This is a genomic window from Shewanella sp. Isolate7, from assembly GCF_022398425.1.
Classification (GTDB): Bacteria; Pseudomonadota; Gammaproteobacteria; order Enterobacterales; family Shewanellaceae; genus Shewanella.
Window position 1 is genome coordinate 1 of sequence record NZ_JAKEVJ010000068.1, and the last position, 20,823, is coordinate 20,823.

Genomic DNA, 20,823 nt, shown 5'->3' on the forward strand with positions numbered 1-20,823 from the left:
ATACTGAACAAATCCGCTTTACGCTATGGCTCTTCCTGAGTTTCTCGACTAACGAGAACTGTTCAGTGAGTCTGACATCAAGAGAGCCGTAGCCTTTTTTAAAATGGTGTTCTCTTCTTCAATGCGGCGGATTTTCTTTTCTAGCTCGCGGATCCGCTGTTGTTCGGGGGTGAGCGGTGCGCCTTTGGGGGATACGCCTTGCTTCTCCTGTCKAAGCTGGTTTACCCATTTACGCATGGCTGAATTACTGACGCCCATCGCGCTTGCAGCCTCAGTTATGCTGTATCCCTGTTTCGTTACCAGCTGCGCAGCTTCTAATTTGAACTCTGCACTGAATGTCGGTCTTGTGTTCATCATTTCTACCACCTTTTTCCGGAAGTGAGTCTATCACTTCGTCTATTCAGGTGGCCAAATTCACTATGCCACTACAGAAATGGGCGAACCTGGCTTACATCTTTTTCCCGCTTTAGTTAGTATGGCATGGGCGTCAAAGTCGTGACATTTATCCATAATTTGACACGACGTTGACGTCGCAATAACAACTACTATAAACAATTAGCTTATTCGGGTAGCTCATTAATGTCTTTAAAAACGGCCCTTTCGTCTCTCGCCGTGTGTTCCTGCGCACTCCTTGTCAATGCCCCGGCTTGGGCGCAGTCTTACCAAAACCTAGGCAAAAGTTTTCAGCAAAATTTTCACAAACAACTCAAACAAAACAAGGTACCTGGCGGCGCTTTTGTGATTGTTCAGGGCGAAAACATCATCGCCCTGGATACCTACGGGAAACGCCGTCAGGGCAGTGGTAAGAAGGTTAATGCCGATACCGTGTTTCGCCTGGCGTCAGTCTCTAAAACCTTTGCCGGCGCGCTGGCGAGTCAATTGGTGCATGAACATAAGCTCAGCTGGCAGCAACCGATCAACCACTATCTTCCGGAATTCTCGCTGGCAGTGCCAACCGACTCAGAGGCGATCACCCTAGGCCATGTGATAGGCCAAAGCACTGGGCTAATGCCAAACAGCTACGATAACCTGGTCAATGCCAACGTTAAGTTAAACAAGATCATTCCTAAATTTGCCGAGCTCACGCCCATCTGTCCCCCGGGCGTCTGCTACAGCTATCAAAATGTCGCCTTCTCCTTTATTGGCCAGGCGATAGAACAGGAAAGTGGCCAGTCCTATGAGCAATTAATCGAGAAGCGCATCTTTGCACCGCTTTCGATGAAGACGGCCTCAATTGGCTATGAAGCCTTTACCCACACCCCCAACCGCGCTGAGCCGCACATCAAGACCAAACATGGCTTTAAACAGGTCAAGGTAAAACCTAATTACTATCAGCTGGCACCGGCCGCTGGGGTCAATGCCAGTATCAAGGATATGGCCAAATGGTTGATGGCCAACATGGGACACCAGCCTAAGGTGTTGTCACAGAGAATAATTGAAGATATCACCACGCCAGGGGTTCGCACCACTAAGGAGCTTCGCCGCCGCGATTGGAGGCCCTATCTTGACGATGCCCATTATGGCAAGGGCTGGCGCATCTACCAGTTTAATGGCCATCGCCTCATCTACCACGCCGGTTGGGTCGCGGGTTATGTCACTGAGGTGGCCTACTCACCCGAGCTGGACCTTGGCATTGCCATCTTGCTCAACGGTGAATCCCGAGTCATCAGTTCGCTGGGCGCCGAGTTCTGGCGTCAGGTATTTGCCAAGGATCACGGTTAACTTTTAAAAAGCTTAGGGGTAATGTTTAGCAACGAAAAACGTGCTCGTCTAAGCCATTACATAAGCGATTAAATAAGCAGCTAAATAAGCGACTAACTATGGCTTATGATGGTGCTTGCATTACCCACTAATGCGTTAGACATTATTGCGTTAAATATCAATAACAATAAGGAAAACCTATGACGCCGCAATGCCCCAATAACGCTTATCGACAGAGCGAGTCTGTGCCATTAGGCCTGACACTAATTAAGCCTCTACTGTTTGCTAAACAACTTAGAAAGCTCGCGCTGGCCTTTGCCGTGTTGTTACCAAGCTACGCCCAGGCCCAAGATACTCTGCTACTGGCAAAGGGTTATGTGGATGTCGTCAAGGGAAAGACCATTGAAGATGCGGCGATACTGGTGAGAGACAATCAAATCGTCTCTGTCGGCCATCAAGCCAGTGTCTCTAAGCAAGATGGTTATCGCGTGATAAATCTTAAAGATAAATACCTGCTACCTGGGGTCATGGATATGCATGTTCATCTCTCCACTGATGCCGAAGATAACTTTCTCGAATCGATGAACTACTCCATTCCAAGACAGACGGTGAAAGCGGTTAAAAACGCCCGTAATACGCTTATGGCTGGCTTTACCACTGTGCGTGATCTCGGCGCGTCAGGCTACTCTGTTATTGCGACCCGTGATGCCATAGCTGCCGGCGAGATCCCAGGGCCCAGGATCTGGGCGGTAGGCCATGCCCTGAGTATCACAGGGGGCCACTGTGACGATAACTTTGCAGCGCCCGAGATGCACAGCGTAGCCGGCGGTGTCGCCGACGGTCCCTGGGCCGTCAGACAGAAGGTGCGTGAAAACATCAAATATGGAGCCAATGCCATTAAGGTTTGCGCAACCGGTGGTGTATTTTCCAAGGGTACCAAAGTCGGCGTACAGCAATATAGCGAACAGGAACTGGCCGCCGCGGCCGATGAGGCCCATCGACGTGGCTTAGTCATCGCCGCCCATGCCCATGGCACCAGCGGCATCAAGGCGGCTATTCGCGCCGGTATCGATAGCATAGAGCATTGCAGTTTCATGGATGAGGAAGCGATCAAGATGGCGGTTAAGGCCGGCACTTACCTCTCCTGTGATATCTACAACACCGAATACACGCTAGCCTTTGGCCAGGCGAATGGGGTGCCGGAGGAAAATATCGAAAAAGAGAAGCAGGTCTCTAAGGCGCAGCGTGACAGCTTTAGACGCGCTACCCTAGCCGGTGCCAAGATGGTGTTTGGCTCAGATGCGGCCATCTATCCCCATGGTGATAACGGTAAACAGTTCTCCCGCATGGTGACCTTTGGCATGACGCCAGCCCAGGCGTTGCAAGCGGCAACCATCAACAGCGCGGCGCTGATCCAGCAACAAGATAGCCTCGGCCAGCTAAAACCTGGCTTCTATGCCGACATTATCGCCGTCGATGGCGATCCATTGACGGATATCTCGGTGATGGAACGCGTGGGTTTCGTCATGAAGGATGGCGTGATCTACAAAGACTAGCCAGCGATTAATGGTCTATTTAACGGCCATCATTTGAACTTATCTGCCGCGCTCAGAGGAGGAAGAATCTGAGCGTTAGGTAGCGATTGTTACAGAGGAAAAACAACGTTTGAAACCAGCCTCGGGCTATCGCCAAAGGCGCTTATCCCCGACTCTTGTCTAGGAGCTTTATCTAGGAGTGTGCTCTAAGTATTAAGCAAGGCGCGTAACACCCAGCTCGCCCCAACTCTGGCAGAAGGCCCAGCGATTTTGTTTGCAAAAATAGATGGCTTGATACCGGTTGTAGCTCACTGTAGTAAATGCACTAGCATCCCGAGATACGGTAGCCGATGCATTAATCTGCGTGCTTACTGGTAAGCTGCCGAGCATGAATAAGAAGCCGCCGAACGCTAAGCCATGCAAACTCATGGGCAAAGGTTTACGCAAGTATCTATGCAATCGTCTATTTAACATAGCCACTCCTTATTTTGTCCTATGCCCGACGCTCTTCTAATTGGCCCCCTAACGAAAAGCAGGTACAAATATTAGGGCCTGTTGACCTTTCAAGTTTAATTTTTGTTCAATCTAAACGCGTTTTGGGCGAGGCGAGAGCCATGAAGCATAGTTACTCTATGTGAATGGCGAACAACAAAGTGCAGCGCGCGTTTAGATGAACCCGTTGGGCAGCGTTTGTAGGCCATTTCTACGGCGTTATCGCCAATTTGTGTAGGATACTACACGACACCGGCTCTGCCTTGTATAAATCACCTTCAAACTGCTGCAAAAACAAACGGCAAAGATCAACAGGCCCTAGGCATTTAAAGTGAAGGCCCTTATTTCACTATATGAAAATATTCACCGCGGCGCAAAACCTAGGGAAGGTGTGAACTGCTCTCATGTGCGTTCTGCGTCGGCTTACAGACCTAGATGCAAGGCGTGGTTCGCGGCAAATGGCCCAAGTCCTTTGCAAGCAGCACAACACTGCAGATTGGCCCCTTACTTTAAGCTTGCGAGAAATTCGGCCTTTAAACTGTCTAACGGCGCGAGATCCTTTGGGCTCTTGCGACTACGGCTATAGAGTGAGGATTCGATAAAAAGTGAAAACCAGGCCGAAAGACTGGCCGCATTGTCAGGCTCTGCCGCCGCGCTGAGCACCAGACTGGCCACCTCGGCGGTGCCGAGCTGAAAGTCACGACTACCCTTACGCAGGCCATAACGAGCAGCGGCATCCGGTGCAAACGAGAGCATAGGCAGATCCTGTAGATAGTCGCTCTTGTTAAACATCTTGATCGCCTCGCGCCAGCTACCGTCGAGCAGCACAAACAGGGGGCGCTTGGTATCTGTGTCTAAACGCGCTTTCAGCGCACTATCTGGCACCACCACTTGAGAAGGCATGGCATACTCGCTAGGGAACACCAAGTACGGCTGATATTCGGATGACTTAAGTAACGCCAACAGCCGGCGATTGGTTCGAGTACGATCCCAGATATAGGCATGGGTATCGGGGATCAAATCGGCTATTAGGCGCCCAGAATTACTTGGCTTCAACACCTCATCGTCATACATCACCAGCAGAAAGCTCACCTGAGACTCTAGCAGTGTACGCGTATCACAGGTGCAGTAGCGTGTCGCCAGCAAACAGGCATCACAACGCTCAAGGTTCTTACCGCGGGCGTTATAGGGCCGGGTAGAAATAGCCTTACGATATTGATAGCGCTGATGCATCGCATGGGGAGGAAGTGTCATTGAGTAACCTATTAAAAACTTGAGCCTTACGTGTGATGGTTTACCTGGTTAAGTATAACGCCCGCAAAGCCAATTAAATCGCAATCGTGAAAAAGGCGAACCATTATGTTCGCCCTTTTCATTTATCATCCGAACTGGCTAGCTAAAGGTATCATCCTAGCTATCTTTTGCGTTATAAGATGCGGCGCAGCAGAAAATCGGCTCTTAACCGTCTGATACGGTTCATGATCTTACGTACCGGCTTAGGATAGTTGTTCAAGGTATCTATCTGGCTGTAATGATAGAGTCGCTCGGTATGCTCGAGGATATGCGCCTGTTCCTGCTTAAACTGCTCGGTCCAGGCTTGGGTTTCATCTTGCAGCAACAAGCCATTCTCGAGATCCAAGGCCCACGCCCTAGGATTGAGGTTTGAACCTGTGATCAGATGAAGGCGATCATCGGCGCTTATACCCTTGAGGTGATAGCTGTTACGATCATGCTTCCAAAGATGGATATTGAGTAGCCCAGCATCGATAGCCCATTGCTGACGCTTGGCAAACTTACGCAGCGACTGTTCATACATATAAGGCAAGGCGCCTATGGTCGAGAAGGTCTCTTCCGGCGGAATGTAGAAATCGTTTGCCGTCTTATCACCCACCACGATATCGATACGCTTACCTTTTCTCAGGTGCTTAGCCAAGGCTCTGGAGAGGATATAAGGCGGATTAAAATAGGGCGTACAGATAAACAGTGAGCGCTTAGACTGAGATACCAGATCGATCACTAGCTTGTTTAACTTATTCTTCTTACGGCCTAAGCCAACCACAGGCGTGATGCGATTACCCGACTTGGTGCCAGAAAAACGGTACTTTGCCTTTGCCAGACGCTGCTTCAGACTACGCACGTCGTTCTTCTCGGGCAGCTTCTCGGTGGCCTTGTCCTGAGTTAACGAGGTCACGGCTCTGTCGCTGGCGATATACTCCATCACCATATTGCGCATCGACTCTGCCAACGGCTTAGATTCGATCACATGATAACGGTCGAAGCGATACTTCTCGCCCTGGTGCAGATAGATGTTGTTCAGGCTGGCACCGCTGTAGATCACCGTATCATCTATGATGAAGCCTTTCAGGTGAAGCACGCCCATAAACTCACGGGACTTTACCGGCACACCAAGGATATTGATCGGATGCTCGGCGTCGTTAACCACCTTTTGATACATGAGGTAGTTGCCACCGTCCCCCTTATGACCGATAAGGCCACGTCTGGCGCGGTGGAAGTCCACCAAAATGGTGACATCCAGCTCGGGTCTTGCCGCCTTGGCCGCCATCAAGGCAGCCAATACTTCCCTGCCCGCTTCATCATCTTCGAGATAGAGTGCGGCAAGGGTGATCGCCCGTTTGGCGTTTGCAATCTGTTTGAGTAGTTCGGCTTTTAGCGCCGCAGGCGTCAACAACCAACGTATGGCGTCGGCGGGTAACGCAATTCCACCTAGCTTATCCAGCAAGGTATCCTCCTTTAAAAATGCTGCCCATCACGGTAGTAGCATTGTGGCGTGAGCGCCATAAACATGATTGAGATATGTTTTGCAGGCGAATATACAGCTAATACGGCCTGACGAATGCTCTGCTCTACTGCGTGACGAATTTCGGGATCTTTGGCAAACCAGAGTACCTCGACTTGCACGAATGCCTTATCGAGCTCACCATGACGAAAAGCAACGCTCGGCTCCCAGTCTAAGGTGAAACTATCGGTCTTAACCTGACACAGGTTCGCTAGCTCATCGAGCAAAGTTTCACTGATTCGACATACCGCCTCTTGCGGTAAACCGCGCATACGAATGTGTGGCATACTGGTTCCATCCCAAATATTAAGGGGTAGAAATTACCCATTTACCGGGTTTGGGGCAAGGGTTTTCTGTTGTTGTACGTCGCACTTGGGGTAAACCGGGTTAAAATTAAGCAGAATCAGCGGCTAAAGGGGTGACTTTGGCCTCCTTTGTCTTAATTATTGTTTAACCCTCCGACATTGGGCATAAAACACCTTACAATAGGCACATCTGTCTGCTTTTAGGTTCTTGCATGAATAAAACCATACTTCTCACCCTGGCATTAACCCTGTTAGCCGCTTGGGGTATCTTTCACTTTAAGGCGCAACTAGGCTTTATGGTGCTGCCGCTTTTCATTGCCTTGGTGCTATTTGTCACGCTACGTTTATACCGCTTGATGGAAAAAGATGAGCCTTCCCAGGACGATTAGCCTAAACCCAGTAAACAAGGACATGTTTCGACGCTTATGTATACCAGATTGACTCGAAGGCTTACCGCCCTTCCCCATTGTCTCCCAAGGTCGCTGACTAGAGCGTTTCCTTCAATCCTCGCCGCTCTCACTCTCCCGCTAATGGGCAGTGCGAGGGCCGAGGTCAGCGATCTTGATAGCCAGGGTTATTATGACAACCTCTTGTCGGTGATCGCGCCGCCTCACTCGCAACTGGCTGTGTTTGCGCAAGATCTCAACAGCAAAGAGATACTCTATCAGCGCAATGCCGACACCTTGTTATTACCCGCCAGTACCCAGAAGCTATTGACGGCCGTAGCCGCGATGCGGGTGCTCGGCAGTGAATTTACCTTTCCCACCCAGTTTTCGACTAAGGGGCGCTTGTCTCACGGTGTGTTAACGGGCGATCTCTACCTGAGCTTTAGTGGCGATCCGACATTAACCACCGACGACCTGAGGGCTATGCTAAAGCAGCTGAAAGACTCAGGTATTCATACCATTAAGGGCAACCTATTGCTCCTTGGCCAAGCCAAGGAGCAGACACGAGCCCCGGGTTGGGTGTGGGACGATCTCGGGATCTGCTACGCCGCGCCAGTCTCAAGCTTTATCGTCAACCAAAACTGTGTCAAGGGACAGCTAAAGCCTAAGCTGGCGAGCAATGCCAGCCAATTGAACTTTCCGCGTTACCTGCCTATCAAGGTGTCGACTACAGCCGTGTTTGATAAGTCGCAGCAAGAGGCATTCTGTGAGCTAAACCTGGCAAGGCTTCCCGATAATCATTACCACATCAGCGGATGCTATCCTGGCGACAAACCGCTTAATCTTGCCATCGCCGTTGACGAACCTGCACTCTATGCCAAACAGATGCTGGGGCGCATGTTAAAGAGTGCCCACGTCAAAATAAGCGGCCAAGTGGCCATCGCACACAGAGCGCCTGTTGGACTCAAGCCGATAGTCACCCATGAATCGGCCGCGTTGAACGAACTCCTCAGCACCATGCTGCTCGATTCTGACAACCTGATAGCCGACAGCCTGTTTAAGGCCATTGGTGCACGTTACTATAAGGTGCCCGAGAGCTTTCATGCCGGCGCAAAGGCCGTTAAGGAGATACTCACGGCAGATGGAATTGATCTGACCCACTCCCAGATCATCGATGGCTCTGGCCTGTCACGCTATAACCTTATCTCGGCGCGCCAACTGGCGCAGACGTTAAGCCTTATCGCCAAAGATGAAAAATTAAAACCTCTTATGGCACTGCTTCCGGTTGCCGGGATAAGTGGTACTCTGACCTATAAGAGAGGCTTTCACCAGCCACCGCTGATGAGCAAGGTATCGGCCAAGACGGGCTCAATGCAAGGCGTCGATAACTTAGCGGGTTACCTTTCCCTAGGTAGCGACCAACAGCTGTTATTTGTGGTGATGGAAAATGGCCAGAGCCAGAAGAGTAAAAAGCAAAGCCTGGTGCCATTTAGTGCACTCTTCCTGCAGAGCCTGCTCGATAAACCCGAGCAGACGGCCATTAGTCACAGCGATTCAAGTAGCGACGCGAAACGCGAAACCGCCCAATAAAAAAACGCCCGGGTTAAACAATCCGGGCGTTTTCATCAGCTGTTTAGGCAAATATTAAAATAGCTCATCGGCCATGGCCATGACGCTGGCATCCCCGGCGTTAACCTGAGCCAGGTGATAGTCCACCTTAGGCAGTAGTTTGGCCAGATAGAAATCAGCCAACTGCCTTTTAGCCTTACTAAAGCTGGCGTCTTCGTGATCACTCGCCTTATCGGCCATCAGTAGCCAGAAGTAACCGTAAACCAGGTGACCGAAGGCGTCGAGGAAGTCGACTGCGCAGGCGTTAATCAAGGCTGGTTGGCTTAACTTGTTCGCGTTGATATATTCGCCGCTCGCCAGTAAGGCCTCGAAGCGCTGCGTAATAAGCGCCTTGTGTTCATCACTCACATTAGCCATGTCCGCCAACTGACTTTGACACTCGGCAACAAACTCAGTCAGAGTTCGCAGGTCGTCTCCCGTGGTCTTTCTGCCCAGAAAATCGATGGCTTGAATGCCGTTTGTTCCCTCATAGATCTGCGCAATACGCGTATCACGAACCAACTGCTCGATACCTGTCTCACGAATATAGCCATGACCACCAAACACCTGCTGCGCCATAACGGCAGCGTCCAGGCCTCGGTCGCTCAAGAACGCCTTAGCGACTGGCGTAAGCAGGCCAACATAACGCGCGGCCTTCTGTTGTACTTCACCCTCGGCATGTTTGGCCAGATCCAGTTGCTGACCGGTAAACACAGAGAGTGCGCGGCCCGCCTCTGTGTAACAGCGTATCGTCATCAGCATACGGCGAACATCGCCGTGAACCAGGATAGGATCGCTCGCGTTGGCGCTACCGCCTGCCGCCTGGCCCTGCAGACGCTCCTTGGCATAATCACTGGCCATCTGATAAGCCGCCTGCGAGGTGCCCAGGCCTTGGATGCCAATCGCTAGGCGCTCATAGTTCATCATGGTGAACATACACACCAGGCCGCGGTTGGCCTTTCCGATAAGGTAGCCCTCGGCGTCATCGAAATTCATCACACAGGTAGCCGAGCCCTTAAGGCCCATCTTGTGCTCGATCGAACCTACGGTGACACCATTGCTGTTGCCTAGCTCGCCGTTGTCGTCGACTTTTATCTTAGGCACCAGGAAGAGCGAGATACCGTTAGTGTCAGGCAGTTTTGCCAGTACCAGGTGAATCACGTTCTCGGTGAGATCATGATCGCCTCCTGTGATAAAAATCTTACTGCCGGAGATCAGATAGCTGCCATCATCTTGAGGTATGGCCTTGGTACGAATATTACGAAGATCCGAGCCTGCCTGTGGCTCTGTCATATCCATGGCACCTGCCCACTGCCCCGAGTACAGGTTTGGCAGGTACTTCTCCTTGAGCGCATCGCTGCCGTGGGCATTGATACAGAGCGCGGCACCTGCTGTGAGCGAGCCATAGAGGGTAAAGGCGTTACAGGCGCTGTAGGCCATCTCATCCACCAGGACGCCCAGCATCTTGGGCATCCCCATACCGCCAAACTCAGGATCGCCGCACAGGCCAACCCAACCGCCTTCGGCATATTGGTCGTAGACCTCACGATAACCGTCGGGTGTGATCACCTTAGCATCTTCAAAGCTTACGCCTTGCTCGTCGCCGGGTCGATTAATAGGATGGATAAGATCCCGCGAGATCTTATCGGCCTCATCGAGGATGGCCACGGCCGTGTCCATATCGACGGTCTCAGCCAAGGCCGCTAGTCCACCCCAAGTTTGCGGAGCATCGAATACGCGCTCCAACAGAAATTTCATGTCGGCTAATGGCGCCTGGTATGGATTCATCTCGTCTCTCTCAAACGTAAGATTAAAACAGTTGTTTTAATCTATCTTAGTTGTCACTGAGAATAAAGCCCTTTAGTCAAATATTGTCCGATCGCTCAAATAAAAAAGCCCCGCTTAGAGAGCGAGGCTTACTGAATGTTTGTGCGTTACCACATGAGGTCATCAGGGATAACATAATCGGCGTAGGGATCGTCTTCTTCAACCACTTGGGTGGCGTCTTCGGCCTGCCATAGGTAACCACACCAGTCCGGCACTAATAGGTTAACCCGTTCGGCCAACTTATGAGGCACCAGGTAACTCACCTCTTCGTGACGAACGATACCGAGTTGGCCGTTGAGCAGCTGACTCTGGAGTTTTTCGGTCACATACACGCTAAAGATCTTAGTGCCTAAGGTGTAGTTAAACTTAACTTCGGCATCCTTTGGCGGCTCGATGGCGCAGCGCTTAAATTCGGTGATCAGGCCACGTACCTGACCCTTCTCCATCGCCTCGGCAAAGCGTTGTTCGTTAAGCGCCTTGTCTTTATCGATCTGCGCCTGTTTCTTTGCCGCGATCTCCTGTTTCAACGCCGCCGAACCATCATCGACCTTGGCTTTACGATCGCGACGCTTCTGGGTTTTGGCATCGCGAACCTTCTGTTTGCTGACTAAGCCAGCCTTGAGCAACTGCTCTTGAAATGGGTTTGCCATCTATCTTCTCACCTACTGGGTTGCGCGCCTGGCGCTACCTACTTATCTTTTGATTGTCGGGCCAACTTGCCCAATTCGTTCATAGCCATACTTGCACCACCAAGCGACCAGCCACCGTCTACCGGCAAAATTGTACCAGTAATATAGCTTGCCATCGGCGAAGCGATGAACATAGCGGCATTGGCAATGTCTTCGCTGATACCGTTTCGCTTAAGTGGCACGCTTTGGGCCACGGCCGCTTGTAGCGCTTCACTCGGTGCTAGGCGGTTAAATCCTTCTGTACCAGTGATCGGGCCGGGCACGATAGAGTTTACCCTTATTCCCTCTGCTCCCCATTCCAGTGCCAGGCTCTTTGTCAACATATCGACCCCGGCCTTCGCGGCGCTCACATGGGACTGCATCGGCATGGCGATATAGGCCTGTGGCGCCGAGATCTGTACGATGGCACCACCTGGGCGACGCATCAAGGGATAGGCCTGTTTAAGCACCTGAAAACTGCCTAGCAAATCGATATCCATCACCGACTTAAAGCCGTTTTCGGAAAGATCCGCCGCCGCTGCGGGGAAGTTTCCAGCCGCGCCACTGACCAGCACATCCAGTTGGCCATAGGCATCCGCGACCGGCTTGAACCCAGCCTTTAGGGCGTCGAGATCTCGTACATCGAATGCCACGCCAAGCATATTACCTTTAGCGTTAAGCGCGCGCAGCGCCTCCACGGCGGCATCGACCTTCTCCTGACGACGACTGGCAACCGCTACATTAGCTCCCGCCTTGGCGAAGGCTTTGGCGATACCGAGGTTAATGCCACTGGTACCGCCCACTACAAAGACGTTTTTCCCTTGATAATCGAACATCTTCTTTCCCTGTCTGATAAAACCTTAACGATTAAATTAGGAGGCTCAGGGGATCAGGTCAAGCTATTTAAGCGACGCGTGGATCTCGGTTAGCGCAGCCAGTGGATTAGCCGCCTTGGTGATAGGACGACCTATAACCAGGTAATCTGACCCTGCAGCCAGCGCCTGGGTCGGCGTCATCACGCGGTGCTGATCGCCTTTGTCGCTACCCGCCGGACGAATGCCTGGGGTCACCAGCTTAAAGTCGGCGCCAAATTCGGCCTTTAACATGCTGGCTTCCTGGGCCGAACAGACGATACCGTTCAGTCCAGCCTGTTTTGTGAGGTCCGCAAGACGCTTAACATGCTCTGCCGCTGGCACATTAATGCCAAGCAGCGCCAGCTCTTCATCACTCATAGAGGTCAGTACCGTCACGGCGATCAATAGCGGCGCCTTATCACCATAGGGAAGCAGCGCCTCGCGCGCGGCCTGCATCATGGCAAGACCACCGCTGGCATGCACATTGGTCATCCATACGCCGAGCTCGGCGGCTGCGGTGACAGCCTTGGCAACCGTATTGGGAATGTCATGGAATTTGAGATCCAGGAAGAGGTCGAAATCACGGCTATGGATCTCTCTAACCAACTCAGGGCCGAAGAGTGTGAACATCTCTTTGCCTATCTTAAGGCGACACATGTTGGGGTCGAGCTGATCGATGAGCTGCAAAGCTTCGGATTTATTATCGTAATCTAACGCCACTATAATAGGTTTGTTGCTCATGCTGTTCTCCTGTTGCTTTGCATTTTATTCGCTATTTACTCCCCGTCGAGTCCACGGATCCGCTTGATGGTGCCCCAGCTCTTACAAGAGGGACAATGCCAGTAGAGAGTGTGTGACGGGAAACCACACTCGGTGCAGCGGTAACTGGGACGGAATTTTATCTGTTGCTCGACCAGTTCGGCGAGCATGTTCAAACTTTGTTTAGCCTGGCCATCTTCGGCATGTTGGATCTGCATCTTCATCAGATGCTGAAAGCTCTTCATGGTGGGATGACGATAGAGGCCATCGAGGATCAACTTCTCGGCATCCTGGGTTTCTCCCTGAGCAATCATCTGCTGCGCAAGCGTGATGGCGACGCTGGCACCGGCCCCCTGCTCTAACGCCTCGCGTAGCAGCTCACGATAGGCACTAAGATCCTTAGTCGATTGGTAAACTTCTTTTGCTATGGCGAGCGCCTCGGGAAAGAGCTCGATATCGGCATCTTTCAACCGGCACAACATCTCTTTGGCTCGGCCAAATTCTTGCTGAGCGAGAAACAGCTTGGCGCTACTTAACATGGCGCGGCCACATTGCGCGTCCTGCTTGATTGCCTGAGCCAGGTGCTTGAGCTTTAGCTCGCTATCGCTTGCTTCATCGGCGAGCTCACAATAGAGATGGGCCTGCAGATGCTTGAGCGATTGCTGACGCTTACGTTTGAGGCTCTTGATTATATCGATCGCCTTCTGCCAATCCTTGGTCACCTGATAGATGGCGATAAGCTGGTCTTCGGCCTCTTCGCTGTGATCTTCCTGACGAACCAGATTGAGGAAGATCTCCTCGGCCCTATCGTAGAAGCCGGCTGCCAGATAGTCTTTGCCGAGCTCCATCATGGCGATGTCGCGCTGCTCTGTGGTCAGGGTTGGGCGGGCGATAAGGTTTTGGTGAATGCGAATAGACCTGTCCACCTCGCCTCGCTTGCGAAATAACGAGCCTAGCGAGAGATGGGTATCTATGGTGTCATCATCTACGTCGAGCATGGAGATGAAGAGATCGACAGCCTTGTCTGATTCGTTAGACAGAAGGAAATTAAGGCCGGTAAAGTAATCGCGGCTTAACTGCTTTCGCTTATTATTCTGTTTGTGCCTGATACTACGGCGCCCCATGTACCAGCCGTAACCGGCGGCGATGGGCAACAACAGAAACAGAATCTCTAACATATTAAGCGTTTACTTCCTTCGCTTGATGTTTGATTTGAGAAGATGGCGTAAGCGCCTCAACCGGCAATTTGGCCTCTAGCTGCTCGATTTTCTTATTGGCCTTACGCAGTTGCAGTCTCACCTTGGTAATGTAATAGATGGCAAACAGCCAGCTAACCAGGAAACCCGCCAAAAACACCACGCCGAGTACGACAGGTAGTCGATATTCGCCCTGAGCGACGAAATAACTGATGGTCACCAGCTGTTCGTTACGCGCACCAAACAATAAAGCCAAGGCAAAAAACAGGGCGACAAGCACGGTCGCGATAAATGACTTCACGTTACTCTCCATAAACCCGTGGTGGTGGGTTGATTATCCAAGAAATTTAGCGAACTAGCTAGCCATACCTAAACTTTAGGCATAAAAAAACCTCCTTTCGGAGGCTTTTAAAACAATGTCATTTACGAGTTGATAGCATCAACGCGCTCACGCAGTTCTTTGCCAGGCTTAAAGTGCGGTACATACTTGCCTTCCAGTTCAACTGAAGTACCAGTCTTAGGATTGCGGCCTGTACGTGGTGCACGATAATGAAGGGAAAAACTACCAAAGCCACGGATCTCGATACGGTCACCGCCTTCCAATGTTGTTGCCATCTGCTCCAACATCTCTTTAATAGCGCTTTCTACTTCTTTTGCCGACAGCTGCGACTGCCTACTGGCAAGTTTTTCGATCAGTTCGGATTTAGTCATCCTGTACCCTCTATAATCAAGCCAAACACAGTCACCTAGCGGGGATGTTGCCATCCCCGAACTTCAGGCGAATTATTTGCGAGCCGCTTTGAACGCTTCAGCCATGGCATTGCTCATAGCAACGTCATCTTGCTTGTTCAAGTTAGCCATCGCTTCCTTCTCATCAGCTTCGTCTTTCGCACGGATAGACAGGCTGATAGTACGGTTCTTGCGATCAACACCCATGAACTTAGATTCAACAGTGTCACCTACTGAGTATACAGTAGATGCATCTTCGATGCGCTCACGAGAGATGTCTGAAACACGTAGGTAACCTTCTACAGTTTCAGCCAACTCGATAGTTACGCCTTTCGCGTCTACTGCAGTAACAGTACCAGTTACGATAGCACCTTTCTTCTTATCTGCAAGGTATGCATTGAAAGGATCGTCTTCAGTCTGCTTAACGCCTAGGCTGATACGCTCACGCTCTGGGTCAACTGACAGTACAACTGCGCTGATTTCGTCGCCTTTCTTGTAATCAGATACGGCTTCTTCGCCAGTACCGTTCCAAGAGATGTCAGACAGGTGAACCAGACCGTCGATACCGCCGTCTAGACCGATGAAGATACCGAAGTCAGTGATAGACTTGATCTTACCAGTAACCTTGTCACCTTTCGCATAACGCTCTGCGAAATCATCCCATGGGTTGGTCTTACATTGCTTAAGACCTAGAGAAATACGACGACGCTCTTCGTCGATGTCTAACACTAGAACCTCAACTTCATCACCTAGGTTAACAACCTTAGATGGGTGGATGTTCTTGTTAGTCCAATCCATTTCAGAAACGTGTACCAGACCTTCAACACCTTCTTCGATTTCAACGAAGCAGCCGTAGTCAGTTAGGTTAGTTACGCGACCAGTCAACTTAGTGTTTTCTGGGTAGCGCTTGCTGATTTCTAACCATGGATCTTCGCCAAGTTGCTTAAGACCTAGTGAAACACGAGTGCGCTCACGATCGTACTTAAGTACTTTAACGTTGATTTCGTCACCAACGTTTACGATTTCAGATGGGTGCTTAACGCGCTTCCAAGCCATATCTGTGATATGTAGAAGACCGTCAACGCCACCTAGGTCAACGAATGCACCGTAGTCAGTCAGGTTCTTAACGATACCCTTAACGGCTTGACCTTCTTGTAGGTTCTCAAGTAGTGCATCACGCTCAGCGCTGCTTTCAGACTCGATAACTGCACGACGAGAAACAACAACGTTGTTACGCTTCTGGTCTAGCTTGATAACCTTGAATTCTAGTTCTTTGTTTTCTAGGTGAGCAGTGTCGCGAACTGGGCGAACGTCAACTAGAGAACCTGGTAGGAATGCACGGATACCGTTTAGTTCAACGGTGAAACCGCCTTTAACCTTACCATTGATGACACCGATTACAGTTTCAGCATCTTCGTAAGCTTTTTCTAGAACGATCCAAGCTTCGTGACGCTTAGCTTTCTCACGAGAAAGTTGAGTTTCACCGAAACCGTCTTCAACAGAGTCAAGGGCTACGTCAACTTCGTCGCCAACTGCGATTTCTAGAACGCCTTGAGCGTTTTTGAATTGGTCAGCTGGGATTGGGCTTTCAGACTTAAGGCCAGCGTCAACCAGTACCATACCGTTCTGGATTGATACTACAGTACCACGAACGATAGAACCTGGACGGAACTCAAGTTGTTGAAGGGATTGTTCAAATAGATCAGCAAAAGATTCAGTCATGTTAATTTACTTTAAGTAATAAACCACGGCCCATCCTAGACGTGGAGTCAGATTAATCATTTGTCGCATCCGTGTGACAAATCGTAAAGCCCCTGCCCCCTAGAGGACAAGATCAGGTAATTTTTCCTTGATGTGTGAGAGCGCAAGCTCAACCACTTCATCAATGCCTATGCCAGTCGTATCGATCACCAGCGCATCCTCGGCAGGAACCAGAGGCGCAACCGGACGATTCATATCACGCTCATCGCGTTCGACGACCTCGGCCAAAAGACGGTCGATATTAACATCGAAGCCCTTGTCCTGCAACTGATTATAGCGCCTTTGAGCCCTTTCCTCAGCCGATGCGGTTAAATAAAGTTTAGCTGGAGTTGTGGGAAAAACGACCGTCCCCATATCGCGACCGTCTGCGATAAGACCTGGTGCCTCGGCAAAGGCGCGCTGACGACGAAGAAGCGCCTCACGAACGCGGGGAAAAGCAGCCACTTTAGAAGCGGCGTTTGAACACTCCTGGCTACGAATGGCGTGGGACACATCTTCGCCTTCTAACACCACTTTAATGCCGTTGCCGTTAGCCGAAATAAATTGCACATCTAGGTGCGCCGCTAACAGGGCCAGTGATGCTTCGTTGTCCAGCTCGACGTTGTGGTGAATAGCCGCGAGGGCCAAGACACGATATATGGCACCGCTATCAAGCAGCTTCCATCCTAAACGCGAAGCAAGTATCTGACTAATAGTGCCTTTACCTGCACCGCTTGGGCCGTCAATAGTGACGATGGGAGCCCGTTGTGACATATGATTCTCCAAATTAAATCTATCTTCCCTAAAGATCCTGAATGTCGTCCTCGAAAAACTGCGCGCGCATTATAAACTAAAAGCTTGCATAAAGCGGCAAAAAGTTACGAATTAACACAAATGGATCATTTAAGTGCGCGGGTCATATGAGCTGACCCGCGCTGGAGGACTTAGGTGAAAGACATAGCCTACTGGGCCAGCGCCGCGAATTGGGCGAAATAGTCAGGGAAGGTCTTGGAGGTACAATCTGGGTCGTTGATGGTAATGCCACAATCGGCAAAGGCCATCAGCGAGAAACACATGGCCATACGATGATCGTTATAGGTATCGATATCGGCAGTGTTTAGCTGAGCCGGTGGCGTGACGCGAATAAAGTCGTGGCCCTCTTCGACTTCGGCGCCCACTTTACGCAGTTCGGTCGCCATGGCCGCGAGACGGTCTGTCTCCTTGATACGCCAGTTATAGATATTGGTCAGGGTCGTGGTGCCGCTTGCAAACAGCGCCGTCGTGGCAATCGTCATGGCGGCATCCGGGATATGGTTCATATCGAGATTAACCCCATGCAGCGGCGCGCTTCTGGCGATAATGAAATCATCGCCCCACTCTATCTCGGCGCCCATGGCCTCGAGCACGTCGGCAAACTTCACATCGCCCTGAATGCTTTTTAGTCCAACGCCGGTGACCTTAACCTCACCGCCCTGAATGGCGCCCGCGGCCAGGAAGTATGACGCCGAGGAGGCATCGCCCTCGACCAGTACAGTACCGGGCGAGACATATTTTTGTCCCGCGGGTATTTCGAAACGCTGATAGTCATGGTTAATGACGGTGACGCCAAATTGGGCCATCAAGGCGATGGTGATATCGATATAGGGTTTAGAGACCAGCTCTCCCTTGATCTTGATATTCACCTGCTCTTTAGCAAGTGGCGTGACCATCAGCAGTGCGGTAAGAAACTGACTCGACAGATCACCGGCAATTTCTACATCGCCGCCATTGAGTCCGGTGGCATTTATGGTTAACGGCGGAAAGCCTGGCTGCTTCAAGTAGCTGATGTCGGCGCCGAGGGCGCTAAGGGCGTCGACCAGATCGCCGATGGGACGCTCCTCCATGCGAGGCTCACCGGTTAGGGTAAATTCACCGCGTCCAAGTGTGAGCGCCGCGCATAAGGGACGCATCGCAGTACCAGCGTTACCGAGGAACAGCGTCTGAGCCGAGTCACTATTAATGGCGCCGCCCAGACCTTCGAGTTCGCAAACCCGGTTATTGTCTGACAGCTGGTAATTCACCCCAAGTTGTTTCAAGGCCGTTAGCATGTGACGAATGTCGTCGGAATCGAGCAGATTGGTAAGCCGGGTTTTCCCTTCAGCTAAGGTCGCCAACAACAGGGCGCGATTAGAAATACTCTTGGAACCGGGAATATTGACGGTGCCATGAACCTTAGATATGGGATCGAGTCGTAGTTGTTTCATTAATCACTTCTTAATTGGTTGCAGCCAAGGCTGGCCGCGGATTATTGATACTGTTAGATACTTAACACTTGCCATCACGACAAAATGGCCATCTGCTCAATTAAGCTGAGCCTCGTGGTTATAAAATTACTGATTGAGCCGCACTATTCAACTCTTTTTTACGATTTATAGCCGTTAATGAGTAATTTTCTTTCTTAGTACGCTAACGGCCCACAAATAAACGGTAAAAACAGGCAAGCCATCCGCCACTGGCATGAAAATTTGCCAAGTTTAAGTTTCCATAAAATCGCGTCTTGTGCTGTAAATCCCGCGCAAAATTAGTTTATCCTAAGGCTACGCACAGCGAAGGCCATTAAGGGCCTATAACAAGACAATAAGGTAGTTGGAGCCATGTTCGAGAATCTTTCCCCTATGCCCGCAGATCCTATCCTAGGGCTGATGACAAAATTCCGTGAAGATCCCCATGCAAACAAGGTAGATCTAGGCGTTGGTGTATATAAGGATGAAGCGGGAAACACCCCGATCTTAGCCTGCGTCAAACGCGCCGAGCAGCATCGTATCGATACCGAGGCAACAAAAGTTTACATAGGTCCAACGGGCTCCCCCGCCTTTAATCAGCTGATGGGCGAATTGGCGTTTGGCCAAGACAACCCGGCGCTGCTAGCCGATCGCATTCGCACCGTATCTACCCCAGGTGGCACTGGCTCCCTGCGTGTCGCGGCGGACTTCATCAAACGTATCAATCCAAACAGCGTTATCTGGGTGAGCGATCCAACCTGGGCAAATCATACTGGCTTGTTTGAGGCGGCCGGAATTCAGGTCAAGACCTACCCCTACTATGATCATGAAAACAAGACGCTGAAATTCGAGGAGATGCTGGCAACCCTTGGCCAGATTGGCGCAGACGATGTGGTCTTGTTCCATGCCTGTTGTCACAACCCGAGTGGCATGGACCTCACTAACGAGCAGTGGGATCAGGTGATCGCACTGACTAAGCAACAAGGTTTCACTCCACTCATCGACATGGCCTATCAGGGCTTTGGTGACGGTGTCGATGAAGATGCCTATGGCGTGCGCCAGATGGCGGCCAATGTCGACGACATGATCCTATGTAGCTCTTGCTCGAAGAACTTCGGCCTGTATCGCGAGCGTATCGGCGCCTGCTCTATCGTCGCTAAAGATAGCCAAAAGGCCAATGTGGCTTATTCTGTACTGCTCTACGTGGTGCGCTGCATCTACTCTATGCCGCCAGCCCATGGCGCGGCGATTGTAGAAACCATTTTGGGTTCAGATGAACTCAAGCAGCAGTGGCTGGATGAGCTAAAAGTGATGCGTGACCGCATCAATGGCAACCGTGCCATGCTAGTGAACAAGCTGATCGAAAAAGGTGTAACCCGTGACTTTAGCTTTATTGCCAAGCAGAAAGGTATGTTCTCCTTCCTCGGCATTACCCCAGAGCAAGTTGCGCAGCTCCAGGCGGACCACAGTATCTATATGGTAGATTCGAGCCGTATCAGCATCGCCGGCATTGGTAATGGCAATGTCGATTACCTCGCCGAGTCCATCGCCAAGGTGTTGTAATACTCAGCCGATATCAGATATTTAATATCTCGTAAAAAGGGGACCATACGGTCCCCTTTTTGTTTAGCTCAAGCGCCCTTTGAGTTATACCAATCACAGTAAACATGTGATCAGAAATAGCACAGGAAAAACGCTTGAGAACAAATCAGGATTTTTAGGGAAGGTGCGAACAAGTCGTCGCACAGCTCTGGCTTTGATAGCAGCGACAGTTCAAGGCATTCAACTGAGGGCATGCCGAGGCCTGCTGAAGTTGAATAACGCCGAAATGGTGTTGCTATCAAAGCCCCGCAGGGCGAGGCTTACTGCGGTATTTGCTGCGTTACAGTTCTTGCGAAGGACTAGGGCCATTCGCTGCAAACTGTGCCTTGCATCTATCCACTTTAAGCACACGCAGAGCAAGCA

General features: G+C 51.0%; 19 protein-coding genes and 1 pseudogene. 5 read left to right on the forward strand and 15 right to left on the reverse strand.

The window, feature by feature from the left end; all coding sequences use genetic code 11:
- A pseudogene (locus L1D47_RS15840) lies at nucleotides 1-357 on the reverse strand (transposase); the annotation flags it as partial.
- A gap of 222 nt (nucleotides 358-579) precedes the next feature.
- Between L1D47_RS15840 and L1D47_RS15845 the strand changes: the two are divergent.
- Both L1D47_RS15845 and L1D47_RS15850 read left to right on the forward strand, forming a co-directional pair.
- Nucleotides 580-1,722: a serine hydrolase domain-containing protein gene (locus L1D47_RS15845; protein WP_239885988.1), complete on the forward strand. Its 1,143-nt coding sequence runs from the start codon at nucleotides 580-582 to the stop codon at nucleotides 1,720-1,722.
- A 179-nt stretch (nucleotides 1,723-1,901) separates the two neighbouring features.
- The gene (locus L1D47_RS15850) at nucleotides 1,902-3,257 is read left to right on the forward strand and encodes an amidohydrolase family protein (protein WP_239885989.1); all 1,356 of its coding nucleotides are present in this window, start codon (nucleotides 1,902-1,904) and stop codon (nucleotides 3,255-3,257) included.
- A gap of 192 nt (nucleotides 3,258-3,449) precedes the next feature.
- Here the strand turns inward: L1D47_RS15850 and L1D47_RS15855 are convergent, their stop codons facing one another.
- The 4 genes from L1D47_RS15855 to L1D47_RS15870 all read right to left on the reverse strand — a co-directional run bounded on the left by L1D47_RS15855 (nucleotide 3,450) and on the right by L1D47_RS15870 (nucleotide 6,812).
- Nucleotides 3,450-3,710, reverse strand: a complete 261-nt coding sequence (locus L1D47_RS15855; protein WP_239885990.1) for a hypothetical protein — start codon at nucleotides 3,708-3,710, stop codon at nucleotides 3,450-3,452.
- Nucleotides 3,711-4,232: 522 nt separating this feature from the next.
- On the reverse strand, nucleotides 4,233-4,982 hold the full coding sequence (locus tag L1D47_RS15860; RefSeq protein ID WP_239885991.1) for a DTW domain-containing protein: 750 nt from the start codon (nucleotides 4,980-4,982) through the stop codon (nucleotides 4,233-4,235).
- 172 nt (nucleotides 4,983-5,154) lie between these two features.
- Complete coding sequence (gene pssA, locus L1D47_RS15865; protein WP_239885992.1) at nucleotides 5,155-6,468, reverse strand: CDP-diacylglycerol--serine O-phosphatidyltransferase; 1,314 nt, start codon at nucleotides 6,466-6,468, stop codon at nucleotides 5,155-5,157.
- 11 nt (nucleotides 6,469-6,479) lie between these two features.
- Nucleotides 6,480-6,812, reverse strand: coding sequence for a DUF1904 domain-containing protein (locus L1D47_RS15870; protein WP_239885993.1), 333 nt, complete (start codon nucleotides 6,810-6,812; stop codon nucleotides 6,480-6,482).
- A gap of 230 nt (nucleotides 6,813-7,042) precedes the next feature.
- Between L1D47_RS15870 and L1D47_RS15875 the strand changes: the two genes are divergently transcribed.
- A complete protein-coding gene (locus L1D47_RS15875) occupies nucleotides 7,043-7,219 on the forward strand; it encodes a hypothetical protein (protein ID WP_152619186.1) in 177 nt (58 codons plus the stop codon).
- 141 nt (nucleotides 7,220-7,360) lie between these two features.
- A complete protein-coding gene (dacB, locus tag L1D47_RS15880; protein WP_239885994.1) occupies nucleotides 7,361-8,806 on the forward strand; it encodes a D-alanyl-D-alanine carboxypeptidase/D-alanyl-D-alanine-endopeptidase in 1,446 nt (481 codons plus the stop codon).
- 54 nt (nucleotides 8,807-8,860) lie between these two features.
- Here the strand turns inward: dacB and L1D47_RS15885 are convergent, their stop codons facing one another.
- From L1D47_RS15885 to aroA, 10 genes are all read right to left on the reverse strand, one after another.
- The gene (locus tag L1D47_RS15885) at nucleotides 8,861-10,612 is read right to left on the reverse strand and encodes an acyl-CoA dehydrogenase (RefSeq protein WP_239885995.1); all 1,752 of its coding nucleotides are present in this window, start codon (nucleotides 10,610-10,612) and stop codon (nucleotides 8,861-8,863) included.
- A 146-nt stretch (nucleotides 10,613-10,758) separates the two neighbouring features.
- Nucleotides 10,759-11,301, reverse strand: coding sequence for a DUF2058 domain-containing protein (locus L1D47_RS15890; RefSeq protein ID WP_239885996.1), 543 nt, complete (start codon nucleotides 11,299-11,301; stop codon nucleotides 10,759-10,761).
- A 38-nt stretch (nucleotides 11,302-11,339) separates the two neighbouring features.
- A complete protein-coding gene (locus tag L1D47_RS15895; RefSeq protein ID WP_239885997.1) occupies nucleotides 11,340-12,155 on the reverse strand; it encodes an SDR family oxidoreductase in 816 nt (271 codons plus the stop codon).
- Nucleotides 12,156-12,218: 63 nt separating this feature from the next.
- On the reverse strand, nucleotides 12,219-12,914 hold the full coding sequence (pyrF, locus tag L1D47_RS15900) for an orotidine-5'-phosphate decarboxylase (RefSeq protein ID WP_239885998.1): 696 nt from the start codon (nucleotides 12,912-12,914) through the stop codon (nucleotides 12,219-12,221).
- A 35-nt stretch (nucleotides 12,915-12,949) separates the two neighbouring features.
- A complete protein-coding gene (lapB, locus tag L1D47_RS15905) occupies nucleotides 12,950-14,110 on the reverse strand; it encodes a lipopolysaccharide assembly protein LapB (RefSeq protein ID WP_239885999.1) in 1,161 nt (386 codons plus the stop codon).
- Nucleotide 14,111: 1 nt separating this feature from the next.
- The gene (locus L1D47_RS15910) at nucleotides 14,112-14,429 is read right to left on the reverse strand and encodes a LapA family protein (RefSeq protein WP_239886000.1); all 318 of its coding nucleotides are present in this window, start codon (nucleotides 14,427-14,429) and stop codon (nucleotides 14,112-14,114) included.
- A gap of 122 nt (nucleotides 14,430-14,551) precedes the next feature.
- A complete protein-coding gene (ihfB, locus tag L1D47_RS15915; RefSeq protein WP_033540518.1) occupies nucleotides 14,552-14,839 on the reverse strand; it encodes an integration host factor subunit beta in 288 nt (95 codons plus the stop codon).
- A 72-nt stretch (nucleotides 14,840-14,911) separates the two neighbouring features.
- A complete protein-coding gene (rpsA, locus tag L1D47_RS15920) occupies nucleotides 14,912-16,579 on the reverse strand; it encodes a 30S ribosomal protein S1 (RefSeq protein WP_041511275.1) in 1,668 nt (555 codons plus the stop codon).
- Between the two features lie 99 nt (nucleotides 16,580-16,678).
- Nucleotides 16,679-17,371 carry a (d)CMP kinase gene (cmk, locus tag L1D47_RS15925; RefSeq protein ID WP_041511276.1) on the reverse strand — a complete coding sequence of 231 codons (693 nt, stop codon included), beginning with the start codon at nucleotides 17,369-17,371 and terminating at the stop codon, nucleotides 16,679-16,681.
- A 188-nt stretch (nucleotides 17,372-17,559) separates the two neighbouring features.
- Nucleotides 17,560-18,840 carry a 3-phosphoshikimate 1-carboxyvinyltransferase gene (gene aroA / locus L1D47_RS15930; protein WP_239886001.1) on the reverse strand — a complete coding sequence of 427 codons (1,281 nt, stop codon included), beginning with the start codon at nucleotides 18,838-18,840 and terminating at the stop codon, nucleotides 17,560-17,562.
- Nucleotides 18,841-19,230: 390 nt separating this feature from the next.
- On the opposite strand from aroA, the gene L1D47_RS15935 reads away from it, so the two are divergent.
- Nucleotides 19,231-20,421: an amino acid aminotransferase gene (locus tag L1D47_RS15935; RefSeq protein WP_239886002.1), complete on the forward strand. Its 1,191-nt coding sequence runs from the start codon at nucleotides 19,231-19,233 to the stop codon at nucleotides 20,419-20,421.
- The last annotated feature ends 402 nt before the right edge of the window (nucleotides 20,422-20,823 follow it).